General features: G+C 68.9%; 20 protein-coding genes. 10 read left to right on the forward strand and 10 right to left on the reverse strand.

Features of this window, described 5'->3' with window-relative positions; translation table 11 throughout:
- Positions 1-60 precede the first annotated feature (60 nt).
- Positions 61-651 (reverse strand): malonic semialdehyde reductase, encoded by a 591-nt coding sequence (locus tag ACSQ14_RS11310; RefSeq protein ID WP_436012719.1) that lies wholly within the window; start codon positions 649-651, stop codon positions 61-63.
- Between the two features lie 217 nt (positions 652-868).
- Here ACSQ14_RS11310 and ACSQ14_RS11315 point away from each other — a divergent pair, with 217 nt between their 5' ends.
- Complete coding sequence (locus tag ACSQ14_RS11315) at positions 869-1,318, forward strand: ABC transporter permease (protein WP_436012721.1); 450 nt, start codon at positions 869-871, stop codon at positions 1,316-1,318.
- Positions 1,315-2,151: a sulfate ABC transporter permease subunit CysW gene (gene cysW, locus ACSQ14_RS11320; protein WP_436012723.1), complete on the forward strand. Its 837-nt coding sequence runs from the start codon at positions 1,315-1,317 to the stop codon at positions 2,149-2,151. The genes ACSQ14_RS11315 and cysW overlap by 4 nt, the downstream gene beginning before the upstream one ends.
- A 24-nt stretch (positions 2,152-2,175) precedes the next feature.
- Here cysW and ACSQ14_RS11325 read toward each other — a convergent pair whose 3' ends face one another.
- Genes ACSQ14_RS11325 through ACSQ14_RS11335 form a run of 3 tightly spaced genes read right to left on the reverse strand, consistent with a single transcriptional unit; the run spans position 2,176 to position 3,456 of the window.
- Positions 2,176-2,655, reverse strand: a complete 480-nt coding sequence (locus ACSQ14_RS11325) for a VOC family protein (RefSeq protein WP_436012725.1) — start codon at positions 2,653-2,655, stop codon at positions 2,176-2,178.
- 25 nt (positions 2,656-2,680) lie between these two features.
- Positions 2,681-2,995 (reverse strand): high-potential iron-sulfur protein, encoded by a 315-nt coding sequence (locus tag ACSQ14_RS11330; protein ID WP_436012727.1) that lies wholly within the window; start codon positions 2,993-2,995, stop codon positions 2,681-2,683.
- A gap of 2 nt (positions 2,996-2,997) precedes the next feature.
- Positions 2,998-3,456 (reverse strand): c-type cytochrome, encoded by a 459-nt coding sequence (locus tag ACSQ14_RS11335; protein WP_436012729.1) that lies wholly within the window; start codon positions 3,454-3,456, stop codon positions 2,998-3,000.
- Between the two features lie 254 nt (positions 3,457-3,710).
- Between ACSQ14_RS11335 and ACSQ14_RS11340 the strand changes: the two genes are divergently transcribed.
- Positions 3,711-5,417 carry a DUF1592 domain-containing protein gene (locus ACSQ14_RS11340; RefSeq protein ID WP_436012731.1) on the forward strand — a complete coding sequence of 569 codons (1,707 nt, stop codon included), beginning with the start codon at positions 3,711-3,713 and terminating at the stop codon, positions 5,415-5,417.
- Positions 5,417-6,751, forward strand: a complete 1,335-nt coding sequence (locus ACSQ14_RS11345) for a DUF1552 domain-containing protein (protein WP_436012733.1) — start codon at positions 5,417-5,419, stop codon at positions 6,749-6,751. Before ACSQ14_RS11340 ends, ACSQ14_RS11345 begins: the two co-directional genes overlap by 1 nt.
- A gap of 24 nt (positions 6,752-6,775) precedes the next feature.
- Here the strand turns inward: ACSQ14_RS11345 and ACSQ14_RS11350 are convergent, their stop codons facing one another.
- Positions 6,776-7,306 carry a MarR family winged helix-turn-helix transcriptional regulator gene (locus tag ACSQ14_RS11350; protein WP_436012736.1) on the reverse strand — a complete coding sequence of 177 codons (531 nt, stop codon included), beginning with the start codon at positions 7,304-7,306 and terminating at the stop codon, positions 6,776-6,778.
- Here ACSQ14_RS11350 and ACSQ14_RS11355 point away from each other — a divergent pair.
- The 6 genes from ACSQ14_RS11355 (at position 7,305) to ACSQ14_RS11380 (ending at position 16,389) form a co-directional block, all read left to right on the forward strand.
- On the forward strand, positions 7,305-7,496 hold the full coding sequence (locus ACSQ14_RS11355) for a hypothetical protein (protein ID WP_436012738.1): 192 nt from the start codon (positions 7,305-7,307) through the stop codon (positions 7,494-7,496). The genes ACSQ14_RS11350 and ACSQ14_RS11355 overlap by 2 nt on opposite strands.
- 13 nt (positions 7,497-7,509) lie before the next feature.
- Positions 7,510-8,310, forward strand: coding sequence for a hypothetical protein (locus ACSQ14_RS11360; protein WP_436012740.1), 801 nt, complete (start codon positions 7,510-7,512; stop codon positions 8,308-8,310).
- Positions 8,311-8,932: 622 nt separating this feature from the next.
- Positions 8,933-11,383, forward strand: coding sequence for a TonB-dependent receptor (locus ACSQ14_RS11365; RefSeq protein ID WP_436012742.1), 2,451 nt, complete (start codon positions 8,933-8,935; stop codon positions 11,381-11,383).
- A 523-nt stretch (positions 11,384-11,906) separates the two neighbouring features.
- Positions 11,907-14,330, forward strand: a complete 2,424-nt coding sequence (locus ACSQ14_RS11370) for a TonB-dependent receptor (RefSeq protein ID WP_436012744.1) — start codon at positions 11,907-11,909, stop codon at positions 14,328-14,330.
- A gap of 219 nt (positions 14,331-14,549) precedes the next feature.
- Positions 14,550-16,019, forward strand: a complete 1,470-nt coding sequence (locus ACSQ14_RS11375; RefSeq protein WP_436012746.1) for a L,D-transpeptidase family protein — start codon at positions 14,550-14,552, stop codon at positions 16,017-16,019.
- Positions 16,020-16,032: 13 nt separating this feature from the next.
- Complete coding sequence (locus ACSQ14_RS11380) at positions 16,033-16,389, forward strand: hypothetical protein (RefSeq protein WP_436012748.1); 357 nt, start codon at positions 16,033-16,035, stop codon at positions 16,387-16,389.
- A gap of 53 nt (positions 16,390-16,442) precedes the next feature.
- Here the strand turns inward: ACSQ14_RS11380 and ACSQ14_RS11385 are convergent, their stop codons facing one another.
- The 5 genes from ACSQ14_RS11385 to ACSQ14_RS11405 all read right to left on the reverse strand — a co-directional run bounded on the left by ACSQ14_RS11385 (position 16,443) and on the right by ACSQ14_RS11405 (position 18,718).
- A complete protein-coding gene (locus tag ACSQ14_RS11385; RefSeq protein WP_436012750.1) occupies positions 16,443-17,000 on the reverse strand; it encodes a DUF882 domain-containing protein in 558 nt (185 codons plus the stop codon).
- A gap of 217 nt (positions 17,001-17,217) precedes the next feature.
- On the reverse strand, positions 17,218-17,478 hold the full coding sequence (locus ACSQ14_RS11390) for an SWIB/MDM2 domain-containing protein (RefSeq protein WP_436012752.1): 261 nt from the start codon (positions 17,476-17,478) through the stop codon (positions 17,218-17,220).
- Positions 17,479-17,622: 144 nt separating this feature from the next.
- The gene (locus ACSQ14_RS11395) at positions 17,623-17,982 is read right to left on the reverse strand and encodes a hypothetical protein (RefSeq protein ID WP_436012754.1); all 360 of its coding nucleotides are present in this window, start codon (positions 17,980-17,982) and stop codon (positions 17,623-17,625) included.
- Positions 17,983-18,088: 106 nt separating this feature from the next.
- Positions 18,089-18,481 carry a helix-turn-helix domain-containing protein gene (locus tag ACSQ14_RS11400; RefSeq protein WP_436012756.1) on the reverse strand — a complete coding sequence of 131 codons (393 nt, stop codon included), beginning with the start codon at positions 18,479-18,481 and terminating at the stop codon, positions 18,089-18,091.
- 24 nt (positions 18,482-18,505) lie between these two features.
- Positions 18,506-18,718, reverse strand: a complete 213-nt coding sequence (locus tag ACSQ14_RS11405; protein ID WP_436012758.1) for a hypothetical protein — start codon at positions 18,716-18,718, stop codon at positions 18,506-18,508.
- Positions 18,719-18,742 lie beyond the last annotated feature (24 nt).

An 18,742-nucleotide genomic window follows, 5' to 3' on the forward strand; every position in this document is an offset into this window, starting at 1 on the left:
CGCGCCGCATCGCAGGGAAGCGCCCGCGGGCGCGTTCCGACGTCGCCTCAGCCGCCGCGCTCAGAGCAGCTGGCAGGCCTCCTCGAACGCCAGCCGCGGCAGCCGCTCGAACAGGTTCTCGTCCGAGCCGTAGCCGAGGTTGCAGACGAAGTTGCTGCGCCAGGTCGTGCCAGCGAAGAACTCGGCGTCCACGCCCTTGGCGTCGAACCCCGACATCGGCCCGCAGTCGAGCCCGAGCGAGCGGGCGGCCATGATCAGATAGGCGCCCTGCAGCGAGCCGTTGCGGAACGCGGTCTCCTGGGCCACCGCCGGATCGCCGAACCAGTCCTTCACGCCCGGCGCGTGCGGAAACAGCCGCGGCGCGTGCTGGGCGAACGCCAGGTCGTAGGCGACGATGGCGATCACCGGCGCCGCCAGGCTCTTGGCGCGGTTGGCGTTCGACAGGAACGGCGCGATCCGGTTCTTCGCCCCTTCCGTCGTCAGGAACACAAAACGGCCCGGCGACAGATTGGCCGAGGTCGGCCCCCACTTCGCCAGCTCGTACAACTCGTGAATCAGCGCCTCGGGGACCGGTTCCGACCGCCAGCTGTTGCGCGTGCGCGCGGTGCGGAAGAGCTGGTCGAGCTCGGCTTCGGCGAACCTTTGGCTCATGTGGTGTCCCCTGCGACGCACGATCGATGGTGGGCGCCTTAAGGCGCCGGCGAGAGCGTCGCAACTCGCCTGTCCGCCCCCGGACCAACGCCAGCGCGCCTAAGCCGCAGCTCAGAAAAACTGCGCCGCAACTTCATTGTCTACTTATCCGATGGGACTTAGGAATACGTCGGCTTACCTCGGGCCAGGCCGTCAAGGTCAACCAGTCGCACGGCGGTTGGCGCCGCTCGGCCTGAAGGTCGCCTACGCCCCGGCCGGCATCGCCGTGGCCATGGCCTTCACCAGCCTGCCGTTCGTGGTGCGCAGCCTGAAGCCGGTGATCGAGGATCTCGACCCCGCCGAGGAGGAGGCCGCCCTCAGCCTGGGCGCCGGCGAAGCTCAGACCTTCTGGCGGGTGCTGGTCCCGGCGCTGCAGCCGGCGCTGGCCACCGGCTGCGCCATGGCCTTCGCCCGGGCGCTCAGCGAGTACGGCGCGATCATCTTCATCGCCGGCAACGTGCCGCTGAAGACCGAGGTCACCACCCTGTTGACTTATATCCGGCTCGAGGAGTTCGACTACGCCGGGGCCGCGGCCCTGGCCACCGCCCTGCTCGGCCTGTCCTTCTTCACCCTGTTCGTCGTCAACGCCCTGCAGTTGTGGCGCCGCCGGCGGGAGGCCCGCGGATGAGCCAGGCGCTGCAACGCGTGGGCGATTCCCGCACCGTGCGCCGGACGCTGCTCGCCGTCAGCGCCGTGCTGGCGGTGCTGGTGTTCGGCGCGCCGCTCGCCCTGGTGTTCGCCCGGGCCTTCGCCCTCGGCGGGTCCGTCTACCTCGAGAAGATCGGCGATCCCCTCACCCTCCCCGCGGTCCGGCTCACGGTGCTGGCGGCGCTGGTGGTGACGCTGATCAACACCGTGTTCGGGATCTGCGCCGCCTGGCTGATCACCCGTCACAGCTTCAGGGGCCGCGGCCTGCTCACCGCCCTGATCGAGCTGCCGGTATCGGTCTCGCCGATCGTCGCCGGCGTCGCCTATCTCTTCCTGTACGGCGCTCAGGGGCTGCTCGGCCCGTTGCTGTCGGCCCAGGGCTGGCGGATCATGTTCACCGCCCCGGCCATCTTCCTGGCCAGCCTGTTCGTCACCGCGCCCTATGTCGCGCGCGAGCTGATCACCGTCATGCAGGCCCAGGCGCAGGACGACGAAGAGGCGGCGCTGACCCTCGGCGCCAGCGGTTTCAGGATCTTCCTGTCGGTCACCCTGCCCAACGTGCGCTGGGCGCTGTTCTACGGCGCGCTGCTCTGCAATGCCCGGGTGATGGGCGAGTTCGGCGCGGTCTCGGTCGTCTCCGGCAAGATCCGCGGCAGGACCGAGACCCTGCCGCTGCACATCGAGGTGCTGTTCAACGACTACAACGCCACCGGGGCCTTCGCCGCCTCCAGCCTGCTCGCCCTGCTGGCGCTGGTGACCCTGGGGCTGAAGAGCCTCGCCGAATGGCGACTGGCGGCGGCGAGCCGCGACTAGCTTGCTGTCGCTGACTCGCCGAGTTCACCGCGGCCGCTGGACCAGTTCCAGCTCGTTGCCGTCCGGGTCGGTCGCGAGGCCCACCAGCACATGGTGGGTCGGGTTCTCGACGACCGGGTGGCGCAGCGGATAGCCGGCGGCGGTCAGCCGCGCCTCGAGCGCCCGAACGTCGGCGACGTCGAGGATCACGCGGCCGATGCGCGGCGGCTGGCCAGGCGCGGCGGCGGACGGCGTCTTCGACCTGATCAGCAGCAGGCTGAGCCCGCCGCCGGGAAACAGCAGCGGGACCTCGCTGTTCGTCGGGTTCTCGATGCGCCGCGCGACGGTCAGCCCCAGGCCCTTGACGTAGAAGTCGACCGCCCGGTCGACGTCGGTGACGGCGAAGGTCGCCGACATCACCTTCAGCCCCGCCGGCGCGGCCGGCGCGGTCGCGGCGTGCGCGGGCCCGCCCAGAGCGATCGCCGCGGCGGCCGTCGCGGCGGCGGCGAGCTTGCCGATCGTCATTGTGTCTTCCCCCTCGCCTGCACCGCTACTTGCGCGCCGCCCAGGAGTCGCAGCGCCCTTCGGCGGGCACCGGACCATTGCTCAGCAGGGTGCACTTTCCGCAGCCGCCCTCGACTGCGGTGTAGAAGGCGCAGCCGCCGCAGCGGCGCTTCGGGTCCTCGGACACCATCTTGAACCCCAGCGAGGCGCGCATCGCCTTCTGGCCGGACGGCAGGCCATCCAGGTTCACGCAGGCGCCCTGCGCCGCAGCGGCCGCGGCAAAGCCCGCCGCCGGCGCGCCGACCGCCAACATCAGCAGCGCGCGCCGGGTGGCGCCGGCGCGGAAATCCAGGCGGGTCATGCTCACTCCTCGCGGAACTTGCTGTGGCAGGACGAGCAGGACTGGCCGAGCGCCTTCGCCTGCTTCTGCATCTGCGGCTTGTCGCCGGTCTCGACGACCTTGACCATGAGATCGGCCTCGCGCTGGAAGCGGGTCTGGGCGGCGGTGAAGCCGGCCGCATCGCTCCAGATCGCCGGCTTGGCCTTGGTCTTCACGCCGGTCTCGGGGCCGGAGCCGGCCGGGAACCACCGGTGCTGGTCGCGCGCCGCGCCGGCGATGGTTCGCGCCGACGAGCGCAGCATGATCTTGGCCGGTGTGTCGGCCTTCAGCTGATCGTTGATGTTCTTGAACGCCGCGCCGGTCTCGCGATAGGCGTTGACCCGCACCCCGACGGCCTCCTTGGGCGCGAGCTGCGCATAGGCGGTCCCCGCTGCGGCCAGCGCCACCCCGACGCCGACCATCATCCTCACCCGAAACGTCAACTGATCGCCTCCTCGACCGGGGCTCGGCCCTTCGCCGGCGCCCCTACGCGGTCCCTCACCAGCCGAGCTTCACACGCCCGGCAATCCGCGCGCAAGGCGAATATTTCACATTACGAATGAGAGTGCCTCGCCGCAGCTGTGACGAGGTCGTGAAATTTCACATTTTGAATTGACGCAAGCTTGAACTTTTTCAATCTTCCCGTGCGGACGGCGCGGCGAGACCGACGCCGCCGAGGTTTGGGGAGGCGCGTAGGATGAGATCGCCGCACGGGCGCAGACGGACGGCCGCGGGGCTGGCGATCGCCGGCGTGCTGGCGACCTTGCTGGGTTGCTCCACCCCCCGCGACGCCGCCGCGCCGGGTCTGGTCGCCTCGGCTGAGGCGCCGGGCCGGATCGTCGCCATGCGCCGACTGACCGAAGCGCAGTACCGCAACGCCATCGCCGACATCTTCGGCGCCGACATCAAAGTCGGCGGCCGGTTCGACCCGATCGTCCGCCCCGAGCATGAGCTGATCGCCACCGGCGCCGCCGAAAGCACGATCTCGCCGGCCGGCTTCGAACAGTTCGACACCATGGCCCGGACCATCGCCGCCCAGGTGCTGGACGAACAGCATCGCGCGACCTTCCTGCCCTGCAAGCCGGTCGACGCCGCGCAGGCCGACGCCGCCTGCGCCCGCAGCTTCTTCAGCCAGCTCGGCCTCTACGTCTTCCGCCGGCCGCTGACCTCGGCGGAGCTCGAATTCTACGTCGGCATGGCCGCCCGCGGCGCCGAGCCGACCCGCGACTTCTACAAGGGTCTCGAGCTCGGCCTCGCCTCGATGCTGGTGGCGCCGGACTTCCTCTATCAGCTGGAGACCGCGGCCGCCGACGGCCGGCAGATCGACAGCTGGTCGAAGGCCTCGCGGCTCAGCTTCCTGATCTGGAACTCGATCCCCGACCAGGTCCTGCTGACCGCCGCCTCCCGCGGCGAGCTGGAGACCGACAAGGGGCTGCAGGCTCAGGTCGAGCGGATGCTGGCCTCGCCGAAGGCCGAACAGGGCGTGCGCGCCTTCTTCACCGACTTCCTGCACCTCGACCGGGTCGCCGACCTGTCGAAGGACACGGTGGTCTACAATCGCTTCACCCCGGCGGTCGCCCAGGACCTGAAGGAGCAGATGCTGCTCACGGTGGTCGACCACGTGCTGAAGCAGGACAAGTCCTACCCCGAGCTCTTCACCACCCGGAAGACCTTCCTCAACCGCCGGCTGGGCCTGATGTACCAGACCCCGGTGTCCAAGGCCGAGGGCTGGGAGGCCTACGAGACCCCTGCCAGCGACGAGCGCGCCGGCCTGCTGGGCCAGGGCGCGTTCCTGGCGCTGTTCTCGCACGAGGGCCGCAGTTCGCCGACGCTGCGCGGCCGGGCCGTGCGCGAGGTACTGCTCTGCCAGCCGGTGCCGAACCCGCCGGCCAACGTCGACTTCTCCGGCTTCAACGACACCTCGAACGCCGTGCTGAAGACCTCGCGCCAGCGGCTCGACCGGCACAACACCGACCCGGTCTGCGCCTCCTGCCATAAGATCACCGATCCGCTCGGCCTGCCGCTCGAGCGGTTCGACGGGGTCGGCGCCTTCCGCACGACAGAGAACGACGCCCCGATCGACGCCTCCGGCGCGTTCGAGGGCAAGGCGTTCGATGGGGCCGCGTCGCTCGGCTACCTGATGGCCCAGAGCAAGGGGCCGACCGACTGCCTGGCCAAGCGGGTGGCCGAATATTCCACCGGCCTGACCGAGGACAAGCTGCCGAAGGGCTGGCTGGAGACGCTGGGCCAGGCCTTCGAAGCCGGCGGCTTCAAGTACCGCGCCCTGGTCGAGAAGGTCGCGCTCAGCGCCGAGTTCTTCGCCCTGCCGGATGCGCCGCCCGCGCCCGCGACCAAGGTCGCCGCCCTGGCCCCCTCCGCCGCCCAGACCAACGAGGTCCGCTGATGGTCAAGCTTTCCCGCCGAACGATCCTGCGCGGCGCCTTCAACGGCGCGGCCGTCGGGGTCGCCCTGCCGCTGCTCGACTGCTTCCTGGACGGCAATGGCCAGGCGCTGGCCTCCGGCGCGCCGATCCCGGTGCGCTTCGGCACCTGGTTCTGGGGCCTGGGCGTCACCGAGGACCGTTGGAAGCCGACCAAGATCGGCGCCGGCTACGACATCCCGCACGAGCTGAAGCCGATCGAGGCCTACAAGGACAAGATCACTATCCTGTCCGGCTTCGACGTCATCCTCGACGGCAAGCCCAACCTGCCGCACAACAGCGGCGGCATCGGGATCCGCACCGGCGTGGCGCCGTCCAGCCCCACCCTGCCCGCGCCGTCGTTCGACGTGCTGATCGCCGACAAGATCGGCGGCCAGAACCGCTTCCGCTCGCTGGAGATCTCGGCGACGCGCGACGCGACCAACTCGCTGAGCGGCCGCGGCGAAGGCAGCCTCAACCCGGCCGAGACGTCGCCGATCAACTTCTACAATCGCCTGTTCGGCGCGGAGTTCGTCGATCCGAACAGCGCCAACTTCACGCCCAACCCGACGATCATGGCCCGCCGCAGCGTGCTCTCGGCAGTCGGCGACCAGCGCAAGGCGCTGGAGGCCAGGGTCGGCGCGCGCGACCGCGAGCGGCTGGACCAGTACTTCACCGCGCTGCGGCAGACCGAACAGCAGCTCGCCCTGCAGCTCGAGAAGCCGGCGCCGCTGGAGGCCTGCCGCATCCCGTCAAAGCCCGCCGACACCACGCCGCCGAACTACCAGATCGAGCACGTCATCGAGAACCACAAGGTCATGGCGCAGCTGCTGGCGATGGCGCTGGCCTGCAACCAGACCCGCGTCTTCAACCTGAACTTCAACAACGGCGCGTCGTCGCTGACCAAGGCCGGCAGCACCATCTCCCACCACCAGCTCACCCACGAGGAGCAGATCGACGGCAAGCTCGGCTACCAGCCGGAATCGACCTGGTTCGTGGAGCGCTGCATGGAGGCCTTCGGCGTCTTCGTCGACACCCTGGGCCAGTTCAAGGAGGGCGACGGGACCCTGCTCGACAACTCGCTGGTGGTCGCCCACTCGGAGACCAACTTCGCCAAGACCCACTCGGTCGAGGGCATCCCGATGATGCTGGCGGGCCGCGCCGGCGGGAAGGTCAGGACCGGGCTGCATGTCGCCGGCGGCTCCACCGCGGCCACGCGGGTCGGCCTGACCGTGCAGCAGGTCATGGGCCTGCCGGTCGACGCCTGGGGCGAAGGCGGCCTGCACACCAACAAGCCGATCTCGGAAATCATGGTCTGAGGCGGCGCCCGCCGCCCCGGACGCTCAGGAGGCCCCGCGGCCCTTGGCGCGGGCCGGCGCCGGCGCCGGCTCGGCCGCTTCCGCCGGGTCTTCGCCGCGCGATGGAAACGGCTCGATGATCTTGCTGAAGGTCGCCAGGAAGGCGGCCAATTCGCCCGGCGCCAGCTGACGCAGGCGCGGCCGCAGGAAGGCGTTCAGCGTATCGGCCATCTCGCGATGCACCGCCTTGCCCTGCTCCGTCAGGCTCAGCTGCACGACCCGGCGATCGGTCGGCAGCGACTCGCGCACCAGCAGCCCCGCGGTGACCAGCTTCTCGGTCTCGAAGGTGATGGTGCTGGGCAGGACGTCGAAATACTCGATCAGCCGGCTCGGCCGGTCGAGGCCGGCGTTAACCAGCGCCAGGATGAACAGCCCCCGCTCGGTCAGCCCCTTCTCGCGCCACAGGCTCTTCATGTGCCGGCTCGAGGCGCGCTGCAGGTCGGCGCCGAGGCGCATGACGGCGATGATGTCAGGGTCGAGCCCGACGATGGGATCGACCACATCAGGGGACGACATGACCGGCTTGGATTTCGTCACCGAAACGGACCTCTGCTTCCCGACAGGCGTCGCGCCGGGTCGTTCCTTATTTCAGCAGCGACACGGCACATTCAAGGGTAAAACGCCGACGGAATTGAACATTTCGATATATGAATTTGATTGCTGCGGTATAGTCGCGCCAAAGCAGGCCGCGGCCCTGCAAACATGAGCGGGAGGACACCTTGGTTCGGAAGCTGAACAGCGCAGCGGCCCTCGTGCTGGCGGGTCTCTTCGCCCTGCCGCCGGCGATGGCCGCCGCCGGGCCGCTTCCGGCCGGCGTCGCCACCCGCCAGAGCGACGAGGGTTTGGCGCTGGCTCTCTCCGACGGCAAGCCGCTCTACCGTCTCGACCTCGACCGGATGGCCAAGCGACGGCGGGGCGCCTCCCAGGTCGCCGCCGAACGCTGCGCCGGGGTCTGCGACCGGCTGTGGCGCCCGGTCCCGGCGCCGAAGGGCTTGCCGGCCGAAGGCGACTGGACCGCGACCCCGCGGCCCTCAGGCGCGCAGCTGACCTACAAGGGCGATCCGCTGTACAGCTTCGCCGGCGAGAGCCTGGCGGAGGCGGAAAAGCTGCAGGTGGCGCCGCCCTACTTCAGCTCCTATACGGCCAAGCCCACCTCGATGGTCGACGGCGTGCCGTTGGCCACCCTCTACTGGCACCCGGCGCTCTATCAGCCGCCGGCCCCCGAGGCGAAGACGCCTGCGGGCGTCACCCTGCACTGGTCGAAGACCGCCTACGTTTTCGCGGACGCCGAGAACCACGAACTCTACGTCTCCAAGTCCGGCCGCGCCTGCCAGGCGGACTGCGCCGGCTTCCAACCTCTGGTCGCACCGCTGGCCGCGCTGCCGGTCGGCGAATGGCGGCCGGTGGAGGCCGCCGCCGGCGGCCGCTACTGGGCCTATCAGGGCCGCATCGCGCATCGCGCGACCAGCGCCGACGCCGAGCCGCCGGCGACGGGCTGGCGGCCGCTCGAGCTCCGCTGACCCGCCCGCCCCTAGCGCGGCCTTTCGGCCACGCACGCCCCAAATAAAACGAATGATTTACGCGGGTTAATTTGACCTGCGGATGCTGCTTGCCGTGGCCCCGAAACCGATATTACCGGTTGGACACAAATACAGACGAGCGCCGTCAACAGGCGCCGGAACGTTTCGGGGAGCTACAGATGGATCGGATCGCTTCGCGCGTGTTCTCGCGCGCTCGCTTTACTGCGCCAGCAGTCAATTGCCCCGGCGCTGCGTCCAATTTCCGCCCTAAAAATACCGCGCCAGTGTCAAATTCGTGTCCCCGGAGCCACACCTCTGCAGTAGCCTCGCTATGCACGGTTGTCGCCGCTCGCCGACCCATGGTAGCGCCAGCGCCGAAGATTCCGGGAGGAAGGCGTCGCCCGAACGTCGCTCCGGAGCTTTGCAGCAGCCCCGGCGTAGTCCCAATCCGTCGCCGGGTGCATGAGGGAAGAAACGTGCAGGACCCAGCCGGTCTTTTTATCGCTCGCGATCACGCGCGCAGTCGGGCCTTCCGACGGCGCGCGAATGCGCGGCGCCGGCCGTCCGGACAACGCTCTCCCTCAAGCTGAATTCATAAAGAGATTGAGGGGAGACCAATCTAATGAAGACGCGTAACCGCGTGGCGTTCGCCACCGCCAGCCTGCTGACGCTGGCCGCCGCAACCGCCGTGCACGCCGCCCAACCGGCCCCGGCCGAAGCCACCGCCGCGCCGGCCGAAGACGTGACGCTCGGCGAAATCGTCGTCACCGCCCGCCGCCGCTCGGAAAGCCTGCAACAGGTGCCGCAGAGCGTGACCGCGGTCACCGCCGACACCCTGGCGAAGCTGAACCTGAAGAACTTCGACGACGTCAGCGCCGTCACCCCGGGCCTGACGCTGAGCACCGGCAACAACGGCTACGCCACCGCCGCCTCGACCCGCGGCGTGAGCTTCCAACAGGAGACCTCGGCGTCGCCAACCGTCGCCTTCTACCTGAACGACGCGCCGGTCGAGACGCCGGTGCTGTTCCAGTCGATGTTCGACGTCGGCCAGGTTGAAGTGCTGCGCGGTCCGCAAGGCACCGTGCGCGGCATCTCCGCGCCGTCCGGCGCGATCACCCTGACCACGCGCCGTCCGAACCTGTCGGAATACGGCGGCTTCCTGAACACCACGCTGACCGACCTGCAGGGCCGCAACCTGCAAGGCGCGATCAACCTGCCGATCATCAACGACGTGCTCGGCGTTCGCCTGGCCGGCGTCATCGACCAGAACGACTTCGACGGCGTGCGCAGCGTCAACAATGCGCTGCGGCCCCAGCAGACGACCAGCGCGCTGCGCGCCAGCGTCGCCTACGAGCCGAGCGACGCGTTCAACGCCTACGTCTCCTACATGCACCTGGACAAGGAGCTGGAAAGCTACGCCCAGGTCCAGGGTCCGGGCGCCGGCTACAACGGCCCGGCGATCGAATCCAAGGACCGGCTCTCGGTCAACGACGGCCTCAGCCACATCAAGAACCACGTCGACGTGGTCACCGCCCAGGTCGAGTCGCGGATCTTCGGCCAGCACCTGAGCTACGTCGGCTCCTACGCCTTCCAGAAGCTCTACGCGCGCGAGAACGTGGACCGCGGCAACCTCATTCCCAATTATGAGGTCTACAACATCAGCTACGTGCCGCAGGAGCGGACCACCCACGAAATCCGCCTGGCCTCGGACCCGGCGCCGGACCGCTTCCTCGACTACACCGTCGGCGCCTACTACTCCTGGACCTCGACCGACGTCGACGCGCCGCAGCCGCGCGTGTTCCCCGGCTTCTTCGGCAGCCCGGCGTCGCCGAGCCCGTTCACCATCAATCCGAAGTTCCAGACCCAGCTCAGCATCATCTCGCCGAGCCGACTGGAAGAGACGTCGTTCTTCGGCAGCCTGACGGCGCACTTCGGCCCGGACACCGAGCTGAGCGTCGGCGGGCGCCAGATCATCGCCCGCACCGTCCGCAGCACCAATCTGTCGCTGCTGTCCGGCGGCTTCGCGGCCACCCCAGCGTCCGTCCTGCCGTTCGGCGGCGGCTGCGGCCCGTTCGCCAGCAGCTACGCCGGCTTCTGCGACGCCCCGGTGCCGGCCACGCCGATCCCCGGCGCGAACAAGCGCGCGCTCGACCGGCCGTTCATCTACAACATCTCGCTGTCGCACAAATTCAGCCCGGACTTCATGGTCTACGCCAACCACGGCACCTCGTGGCGGGCGGGTCCGGCGGTCGTCGGCATCACCAACGGCGTCAACCCGGCGACGGGCACGTCCGACCCGGTGCTGGCGGCGCTGCAGGTCATGCCGAACGAGACGTCGCGGTCTTATGAACTCGGCTTCAAGTCGACCCTGCTGGACGGCCGTGCGCGCCTGAACGTCGCCCTCTTCCGGCAGACCTTCAAGAACCTGTTCATCCGTACCGAGCCGGTTCAGTACCTGGTGTTCGACGGCCGCAGCGCCACCCCGAGTCCGACGCTGTTCAACTTCACCACGGCGGTCCCGGCGACGATCGAAGGCTTCGACATCGACACCGCGCTGCAGATCACGCCGGAGTGGAACGCGACCCTGGCGGTCAGCTACGCCGACGGTCGGATCGACAACGGATTGGTCCCCTGCAACGGCCCGATCCCGGCCGGTCAGCGGGTCCGCCTGTGCCCGTCCAGCGGTTCGACCTCGCGCGATCCGCTGTGGACCCTGACCATGACTTCGGAATACGCCCGCCCGGTGCACGACAACATCGACGGCTTCGTCCGCGGCCTGTTCAACTACTACCCGGAGAACAACCGTCGCAGCACGGCGCTGGTGATCGACGACTACAGCCTGCTGAACCTGTATGCGGGCGTCCGCAGCCAGGACGGCGCCTGGGAAGTCTCGCTGTTCGCCAAGAACGCGTTCAAGACCGACGAGGTCACCTCGCTCGACGCCAACGCCTTCACGGTGTCGGGCGCCGGCACGCCGGGCACGCTGACCAACTCGACCGGCTACTTCGGCACCACCTTCACGCCGCGGCGTGAAGTGGGCGTCAACGTCCGCTACGCCTTCGGCTCGCGCTAAGCGCAGTCCGGCGAAACCGGCCTGAACGAGCGCCGGGCGGCCCAGCCGCCCGGCGCTTTTTCAACGGCCCGCCCAACAGCCGTCGACACCCGCGACAGATTTGATTCGAAGGCTACGGCCGCGCTTCAGAGAACGCGCCTCTCTGGAGAGATGGCGCCGTACGTCAGAAATGTGTCAATCGGGCCACAGGTGGCCCGCCCCGGCGACCTCCGCGCGCAACTCGCCACCCGCCCCGGTAGCGATTGTTAAGCACCCCATGATAGCGCACCGCCCGAAGTTTACCGGAGAGGCCTAGTTTCCGTGCCTCCTTGGGAAGCTTTGCAGCAGCTCGGACGGCGCTCCCAATCCCGCCGTCCAGGCGCTTCTGAGGGACGAACTTTCACGGCGTGAAAGGTCGCGAGCGCGCTCGACCGGCGCGCACCGCATCGCGGTGCGCGGACGAGACGTCTCGCCCTGACGCAGCCGCGCAAAACCGCCCCCCCGAAGGCTGGCTTTCAACTTAAGAGGGGAGGTCATTTCAAAAATGACGTCGCGTATTCGTATCGCTCTCGCGGGCGCCAGCCTGCTTGCGCTTGCTTCCACCACCGCCGCCCACGCGGCTCAACCCGCCGACGCCCCGGCCGCCGCGCCGGCCGAAGCCGCCGCTGACCAGCCGGCCGAACTCGGCGAAATCGTCGTCACCGCGCGGCGTAAGTCGGAAAGCCTGCAGCAGGTGCCGCAGAGCGTGACCGCGGTCACCTCCGAGACCCTGTCGAAGCTGAACATCCAGCGCCTCGAAGACGTCACCGCCGTGACCCCGGGCCTGTCGCTGAGCAGCGGCACCAACGGCTACGCGGTCGCCGCCTCGACCCGCGGCGTCAGCTTCCAGTCGGAATCCTCGGCTGCGCCGACCGTCGCCTTCTACCTGAACGACGCGCCGGTCGAATCCAGCGTGATGTTCCAGTCGCTGTACGACGTCGGCCAGATCGAAGTACTGCGCGGCCCGCAAGGCACCACCCGCGGCATCTCCGCCCCGTCGGGCGCGATCACCGTGACCACCCGCAAGCCGGTCCTCGGCGAGTACGGCGGCTACATCAACACCACGGTCACCGACCACCAGGGCCGCAACGTCAACGGCGCCGTCAACATCCCGATCATCCAGGACGTCCTGGCCGTCCGGATCGCCGGCATCATCGACCAGACCGACTACGACGGCGTGCGCAGCCTGAACAACGCGCTGCGTCCGACGCAGAAGACCAGCGCGGTGCGCGGCAGCATCGCCTACGAGCCGAACGACGCGTTCAACGCCCTGGTGACCTACCAGCACATGGACCGTTCGCTGCACAGCTTCGCGCAGGTCACGGGCCCGGGCGCCGGCTTCAACGGCCCGGCGATCGAGTCGAAGGACCGCCTGGCGGTCAACGACGGCATCAGCGACGTCAGCCAGCACTTCGACACCGTCACCGCGCAAATCGACTCGCGGATCTTCGGCCAGCACCTGAGCTACGTCGGCTCCTACGGCTACCAGAAGATCAAGGCGGCCGAGAACGTCGACCGCGGCAACCTGCTGCCGGGCCTCGAGCTGTACAACATCGCCTACAGCCCGCAGGAGCGCACCTCGCACGAAATCCGGCTCGCCTCCGAGCCGGCGCCGGGCCGCTTCCTCGACTACACCGTGGGCGCCTTCTACCAGTGGATCGCGACCGACTCCCAAGCGCCGCAACCGCAGCTCTTCTCGGGCTTCTTCGGCAACCCGGCGTCGCCGAGCCCGTTCGCGATCGACCAGCGCTACCAGACGACCCTGTCGATCGTCGCGCCCAGCCGCTCGGAAGAGACCTCGTTCTTCGGTAGCGTCACGGCGCACTTCACCGAGAACACCGAACTGACGGTCGGTGGTCGACAGATCATCTCGCGCTTCGTGCGTAGCAACCAACTCGGCCTGCTGGCGGGCGGGATCAATGCGACGCCGGCCAGCCGCCTGCCCTTCGGCGGCAGCTGCGGCCCGTTCCCGAGCACCTACGCGGGCTTCTGCGACGTGCCGGTGGCCGCCTCCAGCATCCCGGCGCCGGGCAAGCGTTCGATGGAGCGGCCGTTCATCTACAACGTCTCGCTGTCGCACCGCTTCAACCGCGACCTGATGGTGTACGCAAACACCGGCAGCTCCTGGCGCTACGGCCCGGGCGTGATCGGCATCTCCAACGCCGGCAACGACCCGACGCTCGCGGCCCTGCAGAACCTGAACGACGAAACCTCGCGTTCGTATGAAGTGGGCTTCAAGTCGACCCTGCTCGACGGCCGGGCTCGCCTGAACGTCGCGCTGTTCCGTCAGACCTTCAAGAACCTGATCATCCGGACCGAACCGGTGCAGTACCTGGCCAACAACGGCCAGACGATCAGCCCGGCGCTGTTCAACTTCACCCTCGGCGTGCCGGCGACGATCGAAGGCTTCGACATCGACACCGCTCTGCAGATCACCCCGGAGTGGAATGCGACGCTGGCGCTCTCCTACGCCGACGGCCGCATCGACAACGGCCTGGTGCCCTGCAACGGCGCGATCCCGGCCGGCCAGTCGGTCCGCATCTGCCAGTCGAACGGCTCGACCTCGCGTGACCCGCTGTGGAGCCTGACGGCGACGTCGGAATACCACCGCCAGGTGGCCGACAACGTCGACGGCTTCGTCCGCGGACTGTTCAACTACTATCCGGAGAACAACCGGAAGAGCACCGCGCTGATCATCGACGACTACAGCCTGCTGAACCTGTATGCGGGTGTCCGCAGCCAGGACGGCGCCTGGGAAGTCGCGCTGTTCGCCAAGAACGCGTTCAAGACCGACGAAGTCCTGTCGCAGGACGCCAACGCCTACACCGTCAGCGGCAACCCGTTCGGCTCCAGCGGCTACTTCGGCACCACCTACACGCCGCGGCGTGAGGTGGGCGTCAACGTCCGCTACGCCTTCGGTTCGCGCTAAGCGCGGGCCTCGGCAAAGCTGAGCCTCAAGTCGCCGGGTGGCCCTGCCGCCCGGCGATTTTCTTTTGTGGTCCGGGGGTTTGCTTTTGCTGGGGACAGGCTGCGCCCGCAGCGCCACAGTTCAAAACTTCTGCGTGTGCCGCTGCAAGCTGCGCAGAAAAATGACATACCGCAGATGCCGTTCTCTCATTTGATGCGTTCCCCGGGCGTGAAGCTTACGATGTCCCTCCCCTCCGCCCGTCCGTCCTGCAGCCGTCGCGCGCTGCTCCTTGCGGTCCCCGGGCTCGCCGTCGCCGGACACGCCCTGGCGCAGGAGCCGGCCGCGCCGCCGCTCATCACGCTGCCGCCGCCGCTCCCGCCGCCGCCGCCGCCGCCGGTTGTCATTCCGCCGCTGAGCGCTGCGCAGACCGAGGTCGCCGTCCGCGTGCTGAACGCCGCCGAGACCCACGGCCTGCCGCGGCAGCAGTTTTCGACCAACGATCCGCCGGAGCGGATCACGACCGCGCTTTTGCGCTACGCCCACGACGTGCACGTCGGCCGGCTCGCGCCGGAAAACTTCCTCGACGCCTGGGGCGTGCGCCCGCCGCCCTACGACCCGCGCGCCGACCTCGCCGCGGCGCTGACCGCCGATCGCCTGGAAACCTGGCTGGCCAGCCTGCCGCCGCCCTACTCCGGCTACAACGCGCTGCGGCGCGGGCTGGCGAGCTATCGCGAGATCGGCGCCAAGGGCGGCTGGAAGCCGCTGGCCGAGGGCCCCGACTTCGGGCTCGGGACCAAGGGCGCGCGCGCCGCGGCCCTGCGCGCCCGGCTAGCCGCCGAGGATCCCGCCGTCGACGCCCGCGGCCCGGCCGCCGTCGACGCCGACCTGCAGCAGGCCATCGCCCGTGCCCAGCGTCGCTTCGGGCTGAAGCCCGACGGGGTCGTCACCGCCGAGACCCTGGCGGCGCTCAACCAGCCGGTCGGCCAGCGGGTGCTGCAGATCCTCGCCAACCTGGAACGCTGGCGCTGGCTGCCGCCGACCATGCCGGCCACCCGCGTGCAGGTGAACTCCGGGGCGGCGATCGTCACCCTGTTCCAGGACGACAAGCCGGTGCTGTCGATGAAGGCGGTCTCCGGCAAGCCCGGCGACGAGACGCCGATGCTGTTCTCCAGCATCCATTCGATCGTGCTCAATCCCCCCTGGAACGTGCCCAGCGGAATCGCCAGCCGGGAGCTGTGGCCGAAGGAGCGCGCCAAGCCGGGCTACCTGCGCCGCAACGGCTTCGTGGTGATCAAGACCGAAGGCGGTTCGCGCCTGCAGCAGCGCGCGGGCTCGCAGAGCGCGCTCGGCCGCTACAAGTTCGACTTCGACAACCCCTACACCGTCTTCCTGCACGACACCCCGACCCAGAGCACCTTCGCCCACTACGGCCGCCAGGCGAGCCATGGCTGCGTGCGGTTGGAGAAGCCCAAGGAACTGGCCGAGGCCCTGCTCGCCAAGGATCCTGCCTGGACGTCGGAACTGATCGCCGAGGCCGTCGCCAAGGGCGGCACCCAGCGCGTGCGCCTGCCGGCGCCGACGCCGATCTTCATCTTCTACTGGACGGCCTTCGCGTCGCCCGACGGCTCGATGAACTTCCGCTCCGACCCCTATAATTGGGATCGGCTGCTGCTGCAGCGAATCGGGGTGCTTGACGCCCCCAAGGTCTGAGGAGGCCGCCCCGATGAACAAACTGCCCCGAATTCTGCTGCTGGTCGGCGGGCTGGTGCTGGTGCTGCTGGTCGGCGTCCTGATCGGACGCGGCCAGCACGCGGCGCCGACCTCGGAGCCGTCTACGCCGGCTACGGTTCAGATCACCACCGCCCCGCCGCCCGCGCCGCCGCCGCCGCCGCTGCCGGCCCCGGTGCAGGCGCCCGCGCCGCCGCCCGCGGCGATCCCGACGATCGCGCCCGACCTGCAGGTGCAGGAAGACGCCGCGGCGGTCGGCATGACGACGCTCGAGGCTGCCGAGGTGGATCCCGCGACGACGCCGGCCAGCACGGACGCGAACGAGCCGGTCGCGCCGCAGCCGCAGGGCTGATTTCAGAAGATCAGGTCAACTCCGGGCCGTGCGGCCCGGAGACGCCGCCTAGATCAGGCGCCGCTCCATTGGCGGACGCGACCCACGTCGACGTGGACAAAGTTCGACACCGGATAATAGCCGACGCCGCCGGCGCTCACGTCCAGCGCCGCCGAGCGCAGGTGGCGCAGTTCGACGCCCTGGACGCGGACGTCGATCGCCTTGCCCAGCATGTGCTGGCTCTTCTTGGCCACGCCGGAGCTGCGGCGGTTGAGCATGGCGTTGGTGTGCGGCGAGCGGTAGCCGGAGATCACCAGGAACGGCCGGTTGGACTCCAGCCGCACGTTGATGTCGTGCAGGGCGTCGAACAGGCGCGGATCGATCGGGTGCTGCTCGCCGTTGCGCCAGTCGCGCAGCACGCGGGTCGCCTCGGCCAGCGCGTCGGGCATGTAGCGGCCGTTGGCGTAGAAGACTTCGTTGAAGAAATCGCCGGTGTGCAGGTTGTGCAGCGCCGCGCGCCGGACCGCGCCGGTCTCCAGCCCTTGGGCTCGTACGACCGCCGGCGCGGCGACCGCCGCCAGCGCGCCCGCTGCGCCGAACAGCAATCCGCGGCGCGCGATCTTGGCCTGCATCCCCAACCACCCCAACCTGAACGGTTACGCTTACGCAGCAGCCAAGATTTGGCGCAAAACGCTTAAGGTCAACCTAACCGCAGGCCAGCTGCGACCACCTGACGCGCGGCAAAAGCGGACCAGGCGGCAGTTGAGCAACAAGAAACCCCGCGAGGCGTGCGCCTGCGGGGTTTCCGTAATCTGGTCGGTGGATGCGCCCTTACCGGGCGCGGCGACCCTATTTCAGGTGCTGCGCGAGGTGCTTGTTCATTTCGAACATGGACACACGGTCCTTGCCGCCGAACACCGGCTTCAGCTTGTCGTCAGCGACGATCTCACGCTTGTTCGCGGGGTTCTGCAGGTTGTTCGCCTTGATGTATTCCCAGATCTTCGAGACCACTTCGCCACGCGACAGCTGGCCGGCGCCGACGACGGCGGCAAGCTCCGCCGACGGAGTGAGCGGCTTCTGCAGCGCGTTGGTCTTTTTCGGTTCTGCCATGGTGTTCCCCCAGCTGGATTGAGGCGTCCGCCCCTTCAAGTTGCAAGCAGGGCTGAGTCGCAGAGGTATCCTAGGAGCCTCCTGCGCAGCGCGCCACAGGCACAAGCTGCCGAACTCCTCAGTAAACGCCGGAAAACTGTGAAATCAGCGCATCGGCAGCGGCTGATCGGTGCTGTAGAGCTGCGCAGTCTTGGCTTCCGCCGCCGGATCGAGCCGGCGATCGCGGCCGGAGGTCATGAACATGCCGTAGGCCAGGGCCCCGCCAAGCGCCAGAATCCCGGCGATCGCGAGGTAGGCCCACCAGCCGAGGCCGACGGCGACCGGCGTCGGCGTAGCGACAGCCGCGAAGATGTGGCCGAGCGTGGTCATGTACGCGCCCCAAAAAAAGGCTGCGACCGCCCAGGCGCACCAGATGAAGATGTGTTCGCCAAGCCGGCGGTCGTGCGCGTCCTCGTCACGCACGGCGTGCGCCGAGAGGTCGTCGGCACGAGACGTTGTAGCCATCGGGGTCTCCCTTTCCCAGCACCGGCCGAGGCCGGCGGCGTACAGGGAGCAACCCGCATGGCGGGGGCCAGTTCCCCGGCCGCAGCCGGGACCGTCCGCGGCAGCCTCAGGCGGGCGTCATCGGCGTCCGCAGCGCCTGGACGAAGTCCACCAGCGCGGCACGGGCCGGGCCGCGCGGCAAAGCGGTGTAGGCGCGCAGCAGCTCCAGCGCGCCGGGCTCCGCCAGCAGGGCGGCGACCTCGTCGATCGCGCCGCTCGCCGGCCCGGCTTCGCCGAACATCTCCGCCACCGGGGTGTCGAGCGCCGAGGCGATGCGCGACAGCATCGAGGCGCTGACGCGGTTGGCGCCGCGCTCGTACTTCTGGATTTGCTGGAAGGTCACGCCCGCCGCCTCGGCCAGGGCCTGTTGCGACATGCCGCGAAGCTTGCGGAGCAGACGGATACGCGCGCCCACGGCCACATCGACGGGGTCGGCGAGCGCCTCCGGCTTGCGAGTCATCGTGAGCTCCTGTCCTGCGTTCTGCTAGTGCACGGTTGCTGTGAAGCGACGATGCTCGGCGTCTCGATCTGAGATCCAGAACGACACCTTAGCAAGCGCCGTGCCAATCGCTTCGCGCAATGACGCGACGCCCGGCGCTTCCTGCTCGAGCGCGCTGAGCTCCAGCTCATAGGCGCTCAGCAGGTTGACGAGGTCCTCGGCCGCTGCACGCGCACGCTCAGTTTCGATGTCGTTCATTCAATCGCTCGTCGCGAAGATTGG

The organism is Phenylobacterium sp. LjRoot219 (assembly GCF_964252995.1).
Classification (GTDB): domain Bacteria; phylum Pseudomonadota; class Alphaproteobacteria; order Caulobacterales; family Caulobacteraceae; genus Phenylobacterium.

Coding starts and splice junctions, on each gene's coding strand:
- ACSQ14_RS11375 (WP_436012746.1), top strand. CDS start 14,550: ATGTCCCTCCCCTCCGCCCGTCCGTCCTGCAGCCGTCGCGCGCTGCTC.
- ACSQ14_RS11400 (WP_436012756.1), bottom strand. CDS start 18,481: ATGACTCGCAAGCCGGAGGCGCTCGCCGACCCCGTCGATGTGGCCGTG.
- ACSQ14_RS11340 (WP_436012731.1), top strand. CDS start 3,711: ATGAGATCGCCGCACGGGCGCAGACGGACGGCCGCGGGGCTGGCGATC.
- ACSQ14_RS11345 (WP_436012733.1), top strand. CDS start 5,417: ATGGTCAAGCTTTCCCGCCGAACGATCCTGCGCGGCGCCTTCAACGGC.
- ACSQ14_RS11325 (WP_436012725.1), bottom strand. CDS start 2,655: ATGACGATCGGCAAGCTCGCCGCCGCCGCGACGGCCGCCGCGGCGATC.
- ACSQ14_RS11370 (WP_436012744.1), top strand. CDS start 11,907: ATGACGTCGCGTATTCGTATCGCTCTCGCGGGCGCCAGCCTGCTTGCG.
- ACSQ14_RS11330 (WP_436012727.1), bottom strand. CDS start 2,995: ATGACCCGCCTGGATTTCCGCGCCGGCGCCACCCGGCGCGCGCTGCTG.
- ACSQ14_RS11365 (WP_436012742.1), top strand. CDS start 8,933: ATGAAGACGCGTAACCGCGTGGCGTTCGCCACCGCCAGCCTGCTGACG.
- cysW (WP_436012723.1), top strand. CDS start 1,315: ATGAGCCAGGCGCTGCAACGCGTGGGCGATTCCCGCACCGTGCGCCGG.
- ACSQ14_RS11355 (WP_436012738.1), top strand. CDS start 7,305: ATGACCGGCTTGGATTTCGTCACCGAAACGGACCTCTGCTTCCCGACA.
- ACSQ14_RS11380 (WP_436012748.1), top strand. CDS start 16,033: ATGAACAAACTGCCCCGAATTCTGCTGCTGGTCGGCGGGCTGGTGCTG.
- ACSQ14_RS11310 (WP_436012719.1), bottom strand. CDS start 651: ATGAGCCAAAGGTTCGCCGAAGCCGAGCTCGACCAGCTCTTCCGCACC.
- ACSQ14_RS11350 (WP_436012736.1), bottom strand. CDS start 7,306: ATGTCGTCCCCTGATGTGGTCGATCCCATCGTCGGGCTCGACCCTGAC.
- ACSQ14_RS11390 (WP_436012752.1), bottom strand. CDS start 17,478: ATGGCAGAACCGAAAAAGACCAACGCGCTGCAGAAGCCGCTCACTCCG.
- ACSQ14_RS11395 (WP_436012754.1), bottom strand. CDS start 17,982: ATGGCTACAACGTCTCGTGCCGACGACCTCTCGGCGCACGCCGTGCGT.
- ACSQ14_RS11405 (WP_436012758.1), bottom strand. CDS start 18,718: ATGAACGACATCGAAACTGAGCGTGCGCGTGCAGCGGCCGAGGACCTC.
- ACSQ14_RS11385 (WP_436012750.1), bottom strand. CDS start 17,000: ATGCAGGCCAAGATCGCGCGCCGCGGATTGCTGTTCGGCGCAGCGGGC.